Raw genomic sequence first — 12,748 nt, 5'->3', positions numbered from 1 at the left:
TAATTGACTAGTTAGCTAATTAACTAATTTGATTCAAGATGTTTAAAAAAATATTAATCGCCAATAGAGGCGAAATCGCACTTCGTGTGTTGCGTACCTGTAAAGAAATGGGTATTAAAACTGTAGCAGTATATTCTAAAGCTGATGCAGAAAGTTTACACGTAAAATTTGCTGATGAAGCTGTTTGTATTGGACCAGCGCCTAGTAGTGAGTCTTATTTAAAAATGGACAGAATTATAGCTGCTGCTGAAATTACAAATGCTGATGCAATTCACCCTGGTTATGGTTTCTTATCTGAAAATGCTAAATTTTCTAAACTTTGTGAAGAGCACGATATAAAATTTATTGGAGCTAGCGCAGAAATGATTGACCAAATGGGAGATAAAGCAAACGCTAAATCTACCATGATTGCTGCAGGTGTACCTTGTATTCCTGGTAGTGAAGGTGTAATTACTGACTTTGACACTTGTAAGAAAATAGCTTTAGAAACTGGATATCCAGTAATGTTAAAAGCTTCTGCTGGTGGTGGAGGAAAAGGTATGCGTGCCGTTTGGAAAGAAGAGGACTTAAAAGATGCTTGGGATTCTGCTAGACAAGAATCAAAAGCTGCTTTTGGTAATGACGATATGTACATGGAGAAATTAATTGAAGAACCAAGACATATTGAAATTCAAATTGTTGGTGATTCATTTGGTAAAGCATGTCATTTATCTGAAAGAGATTGTTCTGTTCAACGTCGTCATCAGAAATTAACTGAAGAGACTCCGTCTCCTTTTATGACTGATGAATTACGAAATGCAATGGGAGAAGCTGCTATTAAAGCTGCTGAGTTCATTAAATATGAAGGAGCTGGTACTGTTGAATTTTTAGTAGACAAGCACCGTAATTTCTACTTCATGGAAATGAACACTCGTATTCAGGTAGAGCACCCAATTACTGAAGAAGTTGTGGATTATGATTTAATTCGTGAACAAATTTTAGTCGCTGCTGGAGTACCTATTTCAGGTAAAAACTACACACCTCAATTACATTCTATTGAGTGTAGAATTAATGCAGAAGATCCTTTTAATGGATTTAGACCTGCTCCTGGAAAAATCACTTCTTATCATGCCCCAGGTGGACATGGTGTAAGAATTGACACACATGTTTATGCTGGTTATATGATTCCACCAAACTACGATTCTATGATTTCTAAGTTAATTGTTACTGCACAAACACGTGAAGAAGCTATTAACAAAATGAAGCGTGCTTTAGATGAGTATGTAATTGAAGGAGTTAAAACTACTATTCCTTTCCATAGACAATTAATGGATCATCCTGATTATGTTGCTGGTAACTATACCACTAAATTTATGGAAGAATTTGAGATGAAATAAACTCATTTATTAATAACATCAAATCAGTGGCTTTTGTCACTGATTTTTTTATTTAACTATTTAGTTGTTATGATTTTTATTTACAATTGCGTTCTACACATAGCATACTTTTTTCTAAAAATAATTGCAATATTCAATCCTAAAATAAAATTATTTGTAGAAGGACGTAAAGAGACTTTTGATAAATTAAAATCAATTAACCCTACTGATAGTGTTTTTTGGATTCACGCTGCTTCTTTGGGTGAATTCGAGCAAGCTAGACCAATTATAGAACGATTAAAAAAACAATATCCTTCTTATAAAATAGTAGTCACTTTCTTTTCTCCTTCAGGATATGAAATTAGAAAAAATTATAATTTAGCAGATACTGTTTGTTACCTTCCTTTTGATACTAAAAAAAAGGTACAACAATTTATAAAGCATGTACATCCTAAAATAGCCATTATAGTAAAATACGAATTTTGGCCTAATCTTTTAAACGAGTTACAAAGAACAAATACTAAAACAATTTTAGTTTCTGGGATTTTTAGAAAAGATCAACTGTTTTTTAAGAAACATGGTAAATGGATGCGCAATTTTCTAACTTCTTTTCATCACTTTTTTGTTCAAAACACTTCATCTAAAGAACTTTTAGAAAACATTGATTTAAGAAACACAACTGTTTCTGGAGACACTCGTTTTGATAGAGTATTTGAAATTCTTCAACAAGATAATTATATTGATTTTGTAGAAGAATTTAAAGATGGAAACTACACGCTTGTTGCTGGCAGTACTTGGTCTGAAGATGAGGAACTATTAGTAAACTATATAAATGACAAAGCTACGGATAGCGAAAAATTCATTATTGCTCCGCATAATATAAACAGTGTAAAAATTGAAGAATTAAGAAATAAAATTTTAAAAAAATCTATCTTATATTCTGAAAGAAATAATGTGAACCTAAAAGAATATCAAGTCTTAATAATTGATACAATAGGTTTGCTTACTAAAATATACTCATACGCTAATACTGCCTATGTTGGTGGCGGACTTGCTACTGGTTTGCATAATATTTTAGAGCCTGCTACCTATGGTGTGCCTGTAATTTTTGGAGGTAATAAACACACAAAATTTAAAGAAGCTATCGATTTACTTGATTTAGGTGGTAGTAAAGCAATTTTAAATCAAGAAGAATTTTCGAGTATTTTTTTTGAACTGAAAAAAAACTTAGAATTAAGAATAACTATGGGAGAGATCAATAAAAATTATGTAAAAAATAATATAGGTGCTACTGACATAGTTATAAATTATATCAACCAAATAATTTAATATGGATTTTATTTTACAGCCTTGGGCGTGGTATGTTACTGGTCCTTTAATAGCTATCGTTTCATTTTTAACCTTTTACTTTGGAAAAAGTTTTGGTATATCTACCAACTTAGAAACAATGTGTACCATTGCTGGTGCAGGAAAAGTTTCTGATTACTTTAAAAAAGATTGGAAAGAAAGAGATTGGGCTATTGCCATGATAATAGGTTTAATTATTGGAGGAGTTATTACTCGCTCATTTTTATCTACAGAACAGGTAACAAATATTAGTCCTGAAACTATTAACGATTTACAAAAGCTAGGTTTTGAATACCATCAAAATTTATATGCACCGAATGAATTATTTAGCTTAGACAAGCTACTTACTGTTAAAGGTTTTTCTATTTTATTAATTGCTGGATTGCTAATCGGTTTCGGAACTAGATATGCAGGTGGTTGTACTTCTGGTCATGCAATTACTGGCTTAAGTAGCTTACAACTACCTTCATTAATTGCTGTAATTGGATTTTTTGTAGGTGGTTTAATAATGGTATGGATTCTTTTTCCTTTAATTTTTTAAGTTATGAAAAATATTAAGTTTTTAGCCATCGGAGTTTTATTTGGTATTGTATTAACTAAATCTGAAGCAATATCATGGTATCGAATATTTGAAATGTTTAAATTTCAATCATTTCACATGTATGGTATTATTGGTTCTGCTGTTAGTTTGTCTATGATTTTTATGTTCTTGTTTAAAAAAGGAATTATTAAAGATTCATTAGGAAATATTATAACTGTAAAAGCCAAAAAGAAAGGCTTTATACGAACTTTTGTAGGTGGTACTATATTTGGTTTAGGTTGGGCTTTGGCTGGTGCTTGTCCTGGTCCTATTTTTGTTTTATTAGGAAATGGAATAATATCTATTCTTGTTGTTTTATTAGGAGCAGTATTAGGTGCTTTTATTTACGGATTACTGAGTAAGAAGTTACCAAACTAAATAATGAAAGAAAAAATAGCGTTCTTATTTATTTTAATGCTTCAAACTGCTTCAAGTGCCTGGTATTTATTCCCTGAAAAAAGTCATAGTCATATACCAGGTGGTTTTATAAAACTAGTCATTTTTAGCAGCATTATTTTATCTCTTTCAATAATAACAGCAGCTACTTACTCTTTCATTAAAACCCCAAAGTTACCTTGGAAAGTTCCATTTATTGTTTTAATAATAATGGTACTTTTAGTTTTCTTTTATTAATCTTTTAACTGAGATAAATCAAAGAAGTTGGCATTGGTATTATCAACTACTTCCCAGCCATATATTTTAGACAACTGGTAAACTTTAGATAATTCTTCAAATAAGCGCGTTTTAGCTTCTTTCTTTTGAGTTGTAAACTCAACGGTTTCTTTTATTGTTTTAATCGCTTTATCATTAAGAGAATTCAATTCTTGGGTTGAAAAACTATTAAATTGACTCTGCTGTAAATCAAAATATTTAATATCCGGAGAAATCGTAACAGACTCTTCAGGAATTTTATTAATTATAATTTGCTTTGCTACACTATCAATTTGAATATCTAACTTTGATAAATCATACCCAACCTCTACTTTTGCATTGACAGATATCATTGCTTTCTTTTCAAATTGAATGTAATCGAAAAAGTACTTTTTAGTATCTGAAAAATTATACATTTCAGAATAACTTCCTTCTGAAACTACTAATTTACTTAGGTTTTTAATTCCGTTTACCATTACCTTAATCTCTTCTTGCTGATAAACAACTTCTTTTTGATCGTACCATAATTTTGCGATTAAAAAACCAAATAAAAAAGCAACAAAATACTTTAAGAAACGTATCATTTTAATTTATTATTAATGAATTACAATGTACTAAACTAAATCTAGTCTATCAATTTTATTACCAACAGTTCGTTTTTTCATTTCATCTTCTAACTTTTTAAAGTCTTCTTTCATTACTTTTTCAGAAAAATTTCCATTTTCTAAAACATGAATTTCATCACAAGTCTCTGCCAGAGTAGAGAAAATGTGAGACGAAATGATTATCAATTTATTTAATGATTTTAGTTTATGAATAATTTCAGTTATTACAATATTACTCTGAATATCAACTCCATTAAAAGGCTCATCTAAAATAAACACCTCATTTTGTTGAAGTAATATTCCTGTTAAGGCAAGTTTCTTTTTCATTCCTGTAGAGTAATTTACAGCATATTTATCTAAAGGTAAATCAAAAATATTTCGTTCTTCAATATGCTTTACTTTTACTTCTCTTGCATTAATTAATAACTGTAAATATTCTTTTCCTGTTATTTTTGGGAAGAAATAAGATTCTGTTTGTAAAAAACCTATCGTATCTTTTAAATTCTTTATTGAATCAATCTTTCCTTGGTATTGTTCTATTCCAGATAAACAATTGAAGAATGTAGTTTTCCCTGCTCCATTTTCGCCTACAATACCGTAAACTTTTCCTTTCTCTAAATGAATAGAAATGTTGTTTAAAACTGTATTTGTTCCATATTTTTTTGACAGGTTATTGATTCTTATCATTTAAAATGGATTTTAGTTTTTGAATAGATTTTTTATAAAAGTATTGAAAAGTAAAAAGAATGAAAAAAGGGAAAGCCAAACTCAAAGTATAAATCATAGAACTTGGTAAATTAATCTGCTTAGGAAAATCAACATACTTTGCAATAATCGCTTGAATTAAATATATAAAGCATAGTAAAAAATATACGACAGTTATTGCTATGTAGTCTTTAAAAGATAATAAAGCTATAAAAATTGGAGCGCTGAGCAAAAGAGCATACATAACCCCTATTTTGATTTTTTCAACTAAAAATTCTTTCGCTTTTTTATTAAATATCCAAACATAATATTCCTTTTCCATTTTTGTATAATATGATATTAGTGTTAAGAACAGTACTATCATCGAAAAAACTCCAAGGTTAAAATTATCTACTTCAATAGATTTATAAGTTAACCAATATATGAATGGATAAACGTAAAAGGTTTTTCTAAAACCAACAGAAAATTCAAATGGTTTTCTCCAAAACGGAGTTGGAATTACAAAATTTGATGGTGTACTAATTATAAATCTACTTAATAATAACCCAGAAATATAAAGTAACAATATGAACAAATACGCTCCTTTAAAAATTAAGTAACATACAAATGGAGTTAATATGAGTACATTTTCTAAAGCTCTTAATTTGTAAAACTTTCTTTTAATACATCCAAGTTTCAAGAAATGATTACGTTTCTTTTCACTCAACTTTATTAATACAGATAAAGCACAAAAAAAATAAACGTAAATAGCATATTGGATTTCTAACATATTAAATATAATGCTAGAAAAAAGTATAAAAAGAAAAGTTATTAGTGGATAAGCAATCAATAATGGCACTCCAAAATCTTTAAAATGTCTATTTAACATTTTGACTTGAAGTTGAAAATACCACCTCATTTAGTTAGTCTTCAATTTCCTTTTTTTCTTCTTTAGGAAAAGCTTGTTTATTAAAAATGAACAATAAAATTACACCAATAGTAATCCAACTATCAGCCCCGTTAAATATTGCATTAAAAAAAGTAAAGCTTTCACCTTTATACATAGGAAAATAAAGCATATCAACTACTTTTCCAAAGAACAAATCACCGTAAGGTTTATCTGGAAACATAGTAGCAATTCCTCTACCAGATGGAGTATTGAAAATAACTCCGTAAAAAACAGAATCAATAATATTACCTACCGCTCCTGCTAAAATTAATGCAATAGCTATAACAACTCCGTTATGAATTTTACTCTTTATTGTTTTTCCTAACCAATAAACAATTCCTGTTACAGCTACCAAACGAAATAACGTTAAAAACAGTTTACCTGCTTTACCACCAAACTCAAAACCCCAAGCCATTCCGTTATTTTCGGTAAAATGAATGCGAAACCAATCTAAGCCTAATACTTTTATTTCTTCTCCTAAATAAAAGTGTGTTTTAATATATATTTTACTGATTTGATCAATCAAAATTGCAAGTACAACAGTAAGTATAGCGATGGTTTTCTTAGACATTCCTAAAAATTTAATAGCGACAAATGTAATAAAAAAGAATGATTTTTATAATCTATTACAAATGGTTCTTTTTTATAAAAAACTGTTAATATTATAATTAGATCAATTTAGCTAATGATTGAAAATCTTTGCTTTTATATTCAAAAAATTATGCTTCTTAAAAAAACAAATTTAGCCAACATCAATTTTTTCTAAAACTAACTTTCTATATGATTTTCCTACTGGTAATTTTGAATCATTTTCAAGAATAATTTGATTGCCATCAATCATTTTTAGCTTTTCAAAATTAATAATGTATGATTTATGAATTCTCAAAAAGTGATCTGGTAACTTCTCTAAAAATTCTGAAAGTGTTTGTGAAGTAAGAATCATGTTTTCTGTATAAATTTTAATATAATTTCCATAAGCCTCAACATAGTTAATTTCATTAAAATTTAGTTTCACAATTTTTTTATCGCTTTTTACAAAAATAAACTCAGACTTTTCTGCTACTACCGACTCTTTAATTTGAACAACCTCTTTAACTTTTTCACCTTTTTGTTTTACTTTTAAAACTGCTTGTAAAAAACGCTCAAAAGAAAAAGGCTTTAGTAAATAATCGGTAACAGATAGTTCAAAACCTTCAATAGCATATTCAGAATACGCTGTGGTTATAACTACTTCTGGCTTTTTACTTAATGATTTTAATAAACTAATTCCTGAAAACTTAGGCATATTAATATCCAAGAAAAGTAAATCTATCGATTCCCTTTCTAATACTTCCATCACTTCAAAAGCATTTTTACATGAAAAAACCAATTCTAAATATGGGATATCTTGAATATATTTTTCAATTATTTGACGAGCAATAGGTTCATCATCTGCAACTAAACATCGAAGTACCTTCATTTTATTTTGTAAGTATTAAGTCAACCAAAAATTCATCTTTAGTTTTATTTATTTTTAATTGATGGGCATCTGTGTATAATAAATCTAGCCTTTTTTTAGCATTTACTAAACCAATACCACTTTTTCCTTTCTCTAAATTTTCTTCCCCATCATAAACTTCTTCATAAGTGTTTCTACAAGTAAAATGTATTCTTTCATCAGATATTTTTATTGTTACTACAACCTTACTTTTTATACCATTGGCAATAGCTAAATGTTTGAATGCGTTTTCTACAAACACAATAAATAACATTGGAGCTATTTTTTCGTCTTGAATATTTCCTTCTACATTAAAAATAATTTCTGCTTGTTCTTCTAATCTAATTTTTTCTAATGAAATGTAATTTTCTAGGTAATTGATTTCTCTTTTTAAAGGCACAAACACTTCTTTTGTTTCGTATAAACTATAACGAAGTAAATCAGAAAGTTTCAACATTAAATCGGGTAATTTGTCTGATTTAATCACAGATAACCCGTAAAGATTGTTTAATGTATTAAATAAAAAATGTGGATTTAATTGTGCTTTCAACAACTTCAATTCTGCATTTTTTTCTTCTTGTCTTCTCCTAAAACTGTCTCGTGAAATTTTCATGGTCATACCAAAAACCATTGCTAATAAAATGAATCCGAACAGACTAAAAAAATTTTTCACTGTTAATGCTTCTTGTGAAGCAAAACTAATTGCAAATAGCGGTAAAAATGTTGTAGCAATACCAATTGTTACAAATAACAGAAAAAATAAAGATTTCTTTTTATTGAATAAGGGTAAAATCAAATAATTAGTAGCATATACTCCTGGCGCAAGAAATAAAACAGCAAAAAAAGCTGTTGTAACTTTGCTATCTGAAGTTACTCCTATTACTAGAATTATAAAAAAACACAACCATACAAAAATATTTTGCACCAATTTGTTATCTACCCAACTATCAAATTTTGACATTCTTTTCTTTTTTATTTAAAGCAAACTTACTGTTTGATGGTAAAAAAGGGATTTTTTAATGATGAAAGATACTTTTTTTTGTGTGAACATAGCTATTTTAATGATATTGGTAAAAATATACTTTCGTCATTTTTATTACCTCCTTTATCATTCTTCTTTTTTAAAACACTGATTTAATGCCACTTTTGAAGTATTATTTATAAAAATCAAATAATTATGAAACTTTTAAAAACACTTTTGGTCTGTATTTCAGTGCTACTGTTTTTTGATGGTTATTCACAATCATTACAAAATCAATTAGAGAAATACGATCCTTATGTAAAAGAATTAAATCAAGGAATTGCTGTTTTAATTCAACAAAATGGAAAACAAAAATTAGCTAACTCTGGAAATTATAATTTTAATGAACATACCGTTTTTAATATTGGTAGTGCTACTAAAAAAATGACTGCAATTTTAATTTTGCAAGAAGCTGAAAAAGGAAACTTAAAACTATCTGATACAATAGGCACTTATTTACAAGCTATAAAAAATGTAAATGGTAATTTAACTATTGAATCTTTATTGCGTCACAGAACTGGGCTTGGGGAAATTGTTGGAAAAAATATAGAAAAAGAATTTTACGAAAAGAAAGATAGCTTTTATAACTCAGATTTTTTAACAAATATTCCTGAAGGAAATCCTGATAAAGTTGGCAAATATCAATATTGTAACACTAATTACATTTTATTAGGTCATATTTTAGAAAGAGTAACTGATAAAAGCTATTTTGATTTGTTAAAGGAACGAATTTTCGTTCCTTGTAAAATGACTGAGTCATATCCTTATGTTTCTAAAAAGCTACCAAACTTAGCTCCGCCAACCAATCGCCAAAAAGATATTAGTTCGTATTTAGACTATCGTTTTTTTGCTAATTATGCTTATGCCGCAGGAAGTGTTGCTTCTACACTGCACGACATGGTTAAATTTTACAACCATTTGTTTGAAGAAAACACCTTATTAAATACATCTTCATTAGAAAAACTAATTGATTTTGATGATGCTGATTATGGTTTAGGAATGATGAAATTTAAAAATGGATACGTAGGTCATGGCGGTAACAATATTGGCTATGCGTACAGGGAGTATTATAACCCTACAAACAAAAATCTAATTTTACTTTTTAGCAATTCGCGCATTATTCCATTTGGGAAGATGTTAAAAGAAGAACTTTTCAATTTTGTAGAAGGTAAAAAAGGAAATGTAGCTTTTAACCAAAACATTGCTTCTGATTATAAAAGTACAATTGGCTCTTACTTATTTGATTCGCACGGAATGAAAATGGAAATGGAAATTCTTGAGCAAAACAAACACTTATATTTTTCTGCACAAGGAGCACAAGTTATTTTAATTAGTAAAGAAAAAAATAAGCTTTATAACGGAAGTTTTGGTGTAGAGTTAGAAATAAATTCAAAAGATCCGAATGAGTTAATTTTTAGACAAAACGGACTAGAAACGACTATTAAACGTATAAAATCTTAAAAATTAATATGACACTAGAAATTCAAAACGTATCTAAAAAATACGATCGAAACAAGTACGGTTTAAAAGACTTTTCTTTAACTATAAACAAAGGAATTTTAGGTTTATTAGGACCTAACGGAGCTGGAAAATCAACATTATTAAAAATGATTGCAACAGTTAGTACCCCTACTCAAGGCAATATTATTTTAAATAAAAACAACATTGTTAAAGATGCAAATTACATGCGTAAACAATTAGGATTTTTGCCTCAAGATTTTGGAGTATATCAAAACTTAAATGCTTTTGAGTTTTTAAAATACATGGCAGCTATGAAAGGTGTAGGTGGAAAAAATTTAAACACTAAGATTAACCAACTTTTAAATGGTTTAAACTTAATGGATGCTGCTAAAAAACCTATTGGTAGTTTTTCTGGAGGAATGAAACAACGTATCGGAATTGCTCAAGCCTTATTAAACGATCCTAAAATTATCATTTTTGATGAACCGACTGTTGGATTAGATCCTGAAGAACGAGTTAGATTTAGAAACTTAATTTCAGAATTGGCTAATGACGCTATCATTATACTTTCTTCGCACATTGTTTCTGATATTGATACGATTGCTGATGAAGTTGCGGTTATGAAAAACGGCACCTTAATAACCAAAGGACATCAAGATGCTATTATTGAAAAAGTGAAGAATAAAGTATTTGAAATTTCAATTGCTAAAGAAAATTATCAAAAATTCAAGGAACAACATATTGTAATCAGTACAAATCGTAAAACCGAAAAATTATTGGTTAGATATATTTCTGATCAACCTGTAGAAAACTCTATTCAGCAAATCGCCAACTTAGAAGACGCTTATTTATACTTAACAAAAGCTTCTTAAACAAAAATTTAAAAAACATCATTAATTATGAAAACAAAGGATAAAAAAGTTATAAATATCATCTTTATAAGTATCATTTTAATAATTGCCTTAGTAATAATAGCTAATACTAACTTTTACATTGGAGTTTACGATGCTCACTAAAAAATAACGTTTATGAATATTTTTTCTATCATAAAATACGACTATCTACAACGCACAAGAAGCTATACTTTTTTAATCACTTTGTGCGTAAGTATTGCCATTGCTTATACATTTATTCCTAGTCCAAATGCAAATTACTCTACCATAAGAGTTGCAGGTTACATTGGCTATTATAACGCCGCTTGGTTTGGTTATGTTACTACTGTTATGAGTTGTACATTTTTATGTTTAATCGGATTTTATTTGGTAAACGGAAGTATAAAAAAGGATTTAAATACTAAAATTGGACAAATTATTGCCAGTTCTAGAATACAAAACTTTCAATATTTACTTTCTAAAACCTGTAGTAACTTTTTAATTTTAGCAACTATTTTAACGGTTTTATTCTTAATGAACATATTACTTTTTTTTGCATATAATGATGGTTATAGTTTTGAATTTATACCGTTTATAAAACCTTATGCATTAGTAACAATTCCTGCTTTATTTTTCATTTCCGTTTTAGCCACCATTTTTGAAGTATTTTTATATAAAAGTAGTGTTGTTCAAAATATCGGTTTCTTCTTCTTATTCTCAATGCTTATGATGCCTACTAATGGTAAACAAGAAAATTTTTCTTTTGACATACTAGGTACTCAAATTGTTATGCATCAAATAGAAAAACAAGTGAGAGAAGTAACTAATGGAGATAAAATAGAAGCATTAAGTGTAGGTTATGTTATTGGAAATGTTTCAAAAGCTAAAAAATTCCAATTTAACGGGGTTTCTTTTCCAAACTCATTCATTTTTAGTAGATGTATATTGATTTTAATTAGTGTTCTATTACTTTATATTTCTGCTATATTTTTTCATAGATTTAGTATTAAAATCGCACAAAACACATCTCAAAAGAAAAGAATTCCAATGGAAGAATTAAAAATAAAAGACATTAACATTTCTAAACTTGCCAAACTAAATGTAAATTTTTCAATATTTCCACTAATCAAAACCGAACTCCTTTTATTAATAAGAAAAGGGAATAAATGGTTATGGCTGCTAAATGGAATAGGAATGTTACTATTAGCCATCGTTCCTTTAGAAATAGCGCATCAAATTGTTTTACCTATTTTATGGTTTTTACAAGTAAATAGATTATCTGAATTAACCACAAAAGAAATAACAAATAAAGTACATTACTTTTCTTTTTCATCATTCAACCCAATTCGTCGATTACTAACTTCTCAAATTATTGCTTGTATTGTTTTAATTACTCTTTTAGCTATGCCATTGATATTTAGATTTGTTTTTACAGGAAATTTCTTGCCTATTATATCAATACTACAAGGAGGATTTTTTATAACTCTTTTAGCTGCTTTTTTGGGTATCACTACCAAAGGAAAAAAATTATTTGAAGTATTATTTTTTATGATTACTTATGCTAATGTTCATAAACTTCCTTTTACAGATTATTTCGGAGCTATTAATAACTCTACCTCTTACACTTTTACACTATTTGTATTAGTAACAACACTTGCTTTGTCTGTATTAAGTATTAGAAGATATCAATTAAAAAAAGTATGATTTATAAATACAAAAAACCAACAATCAAAAAAGTAGATTGTT

14 protein-coding genes are annotated in these 12,748 nt (G+C 28.2%); 8 read left to right on the top strand and 6 right to left on the bottom strand.

What is annotated here, in order from left to right; translation table 11 throughout:
- Positions 1-38 precede the first annotated feature (38 nt).
- The 5 genes from accC (at position 39) to EYW44_RS02315 (ending at position 3,915) form a co-directional block, all read left to right on the top strand.
- Positions 39-1,376 (top strand): acetyl-CoA carboxylase biotin carboxylase subunit, encoded by a 1,338-nt coding sequence (gene accC / locus EYW44_RS02335; protein ID WP_132722026.1) that lies wholly within the window; start codon positions 39-41, stop codon positions 1,374-1,376.
- A 69-nt stretch (positions 1,377-1,445) separates the two neighbouring features.
- Positions 1,446-2,684 carry a 3-deoxy-D-manno-octulosonic acid transferase gene (locus tag EYW44_RS02330; protein ID WP_132722024.1) on the top strand — a complete coding sequence of 413 codons (1,239 nt, stop codon included), beginning with the start codon at positions 1,446-1,448 and terminating at the stop codon, positions 2,682-2,684.
- Between the two features lies 1 nt (position 2,685).
- Positions 2,686-3,243: a YeeE/YedE family protein gene (locus EYW44_RS02325; protein ID WP_132722022.1), complete on the top strand. Its 558-nt coding sequence runs from the start codon at positions 2,686-2,688 to the stop codon at positions 3,241-3,243.
- 3 nt (positions 3,244-3,246) lie between these two features.
- Positions 3,247-3,660, top strand: coding sequence for a DUF6691 family protein (locus tag EYW44_RS02320; RefSeq protein WP_132722020.1), 414 nt, complete (start codon positions 3,247-3,249; stop codon positions 3,658-3,660).
- A 3-nt stretch (positions 3,661-3,663) separates the two neighbouring features.
- Positions 3,664-3,915 carry a hypothetical protein gene (locus EYW44_RS02315; protein ID WP_132722018.1) on the top strand — a complete coding sequence of 84 codons (252 nt, stop codon included), beginning with the start codon at positions 3,664-3,666 and terminating at the stop codon, positions 3,913-3,915.
- On the opposite strand, the gene EYW44_RS02310 is transcribed toward EYW44_RS02315, so the two are convergent.
- The 6 genes from EYW44_RS02310 to EYW44_RS02285 all read right to left on the bottom strand — a co-directional run bounded on the left by EYW44_RS02310 (position 3,912) and on the right by EYW44_RS02285 (position 8,609).
- A complete protein-coding gene (locus EYW44_RS02310) occupies positions 3,912-4,517 on the bottom strand; it encodes a DUF4230 domain-containing protein (protein ID WP_132722016.1) in 606 nt (201 codons plus the stop codon). The two genes, EYW44_RS02315 and EYW44_RS02310, sit on opposite strands and share 4 nt — an antisense overlap.
- Positions 4,518-4,547: 30 nt before the next feature.
- The gene (locus tag EYW44_RS02305; RefSeq protein WP_132722014.1) at positions 4,548-5,225 is read right to left on the bottom strand and encodes an ABC transporter ATP-binding protein; all 678 of its coding nucleotides are present in this window, start codon (positions 5,223-5,225) and stop codon (positions 4,548-4,550) included.
- Positions 5,209-5,565 (bottom strand): hypothetical protein, encoded by a 357-nt coding sequence (locus tag EYW44_RS22570; protein ID WP_243643593.1) that lies wholly within the window; start codon positions 5,563-5,565, stop codon positions 5,209-5,211. The genes EYW44_RS02305 and EYW44_RS22570 overlap by 17 nt, the downstream gene beginning before the upstream one ends.
- 580 nt (positions 5,566-6,145) lie before the next feature.
- Positions 6,146-6,742, bottom strand: a complete 597-nt coding sequence (locus EYW44_RS02295; protein WP_132722010.1) for a lipoprotein signal peptidase — start codon at positions 6,740-6,742, stop codon at positions 6,146-6,148.
- A 171-nt stretch (positions 6,743-6,913) separates the two neighbouring features.
- Positions 6,914-7,630, bottom strand: a complete 717-nt coding sequence (locus tag EYW44_RS02290; RefSeq protein WP_132722008.1) for a LytR/AlgR family response regulator transcription factor — start codon at positions 7,628-7,630, stop codon at positions 6,914-6,916.
- Between the two features lies 1 nt (position 7,631).
- Entirely contained in the window at positions 7,632-8,609 is a 978-nt protein-coding gene (locus tag EYW44_RS02285; protein ID WP_132722006.1) for a sensor histidine kinase, read from the bottom strand.
- 216 nt (positions 8,610-8,825) lie between these two features.
- Here EYW44_RS02285 and EYW44_RS02280 point away from each other — a divergent pair, with 216 nt between their 5' ends.
- The 3 genes from EYW44_RS02280 (at position 8,826) to EYW44_RS02270 (ending at position 12,706) form a co-directional block, all read left to right on the top strand.
- Positions 8,826-10,130, top strand: coding sequence for a serine hydrolase domain-containing protein (locus tag EYW44_RS02280; protein ID WP_132722004.1), 1,305 nt, complete (start codon positions 8,826-8,828; stop codon positions 10,128-10,130).
- Positions 10,131-10,138: 8 nt separating this feature from the next.
- A complete protein-coding gene (locus EYW44_RS02275; RefSeq protein WP_132722002.1) occupies positions 10,139-11,002 on the top strand; it encodes an ABC transporter ATP-binding protein in 864 nt (287 codons plus the stop codon).
- 156 nt (positions 11,003-11,158) lie between these two features.
- The gene (locus tag EYW44_RS02270) at positions 11,159-12,706 is read left to right on the top strand and encodes a hypothetical protein (RefSeq protein ID WP_132722000.1); all 1,548 of its coding nucleotides are present in this window, start codon (positions 11,159-11,161) and stop codon (positions 12,704-12,706) included.
- Positions 12,707-12,748: the final 42 nt, after the last annotated feature.

This window comes from Tenacibaculum sp. M341, from assembly GCF_004337695.1.
Classification (GTDB): domain Bacteria; phylum Bacteroidota; class Bacteroidia; order Flavobacteriales; family Flavobacteriaceae; genus Polaribacter.
Note: the sequence above shows the minus strand (reverse complement) of the source record. Positions and strands in the feature narration are given on the sequence as shown.

Coding starts and splice junctions, on each gene's coding strand:
- accC (WP_132722026.1), top strand. CDS start 39: ATGTTTAAAAAAATATTAATCGCCAATAGAGGCGAAATCGCACTTCGT.
- EYW44_RS02330 (WP_132722024.1), top strand. CDS start 1,446: ATGATTTTTATTTACAATTGCGTTCTACACATAGCATACTTTTTTCTA.
- EYW44_RS02325 (WP_132722022.1), top strand. CDS start 2,686: ATGGATTTTATTTTACAGCCTTGGGCGTGGTATGTTACTGGTCCTTTA.
- EYW44_RS02320 (WP_132722020.1), top strand. CDS start 3,247: ATGAAAAATATTAAGTTTTTAGCCATCGGAGTTTTATTTGGTATTGTA.
- EYW44_RS02315 (WP_132722018.1), top strand. CDS start 3,664: ATGAAAGAAAAAATAGCGTTCTTATTTATTTTAATGCTTCAAACTGCT.
- EYW44_RS02310 (WP_132722016.1), bottom strand. CDS start 4,517: ATGATACGTTTCTTAAAGTATTTTGTTGCTTTTTTATTTGGTTTTTTA.
- EYW44_RS02305 (WP_132722014.1), bottom strand. CDS start 5,225: ATGATAAGAATCAATAACCTGTCAAAAAAATATGGAACAAATACAGTT.
- EYW44_RS22570 (WP_243643593.1), bottom strand. CDS start 5,565: ATGGAAAAGGAATATTATGTTTGGATATTTAATAAAAAAGCGAAAGAA.
- EYW44_RS02295 (WP_132722010.1), bottom strand. CDS start 6,742: ATGTCTAAGAAAACCATCGCTATACTTACTGTTGTACTTGCAATTTTG.
- EYW44_RS02290 (WP_132722008.1), bottom strand. CDS start 7,630: ATGAAGGTACTTCGATGTTTAGTTGCAGATGATGAACCTATTGCTCGT.
- EYW44_RS02285 (WP_132722006.1), bottom strand. CDS start 8,609: ATGTCAAAATTTGATAGTTGGGTAGATAACAAATTGGTGCAAAATATT.
- EYW44_RS02280 (WP_132722004.1), top strand. CDS start 8,826: ATGAAACTTTTAAAAACACTTTTGGTCTGTATTTCAGTGCTACTGTTT.
- EYW44_RS02275 (WP_132722002.1), top strand. CDS start 10,139: ATGACACTAGAAATTCAAAACGTATCTAAAAAATACGATCGAAACAAG.
- EYW44_RS02270 (WP_132722000.1), top strand. CDS start 11,159: ATGAATATTTTTTCTATCATAAAATACGACTATCTACAACGCACAAGA.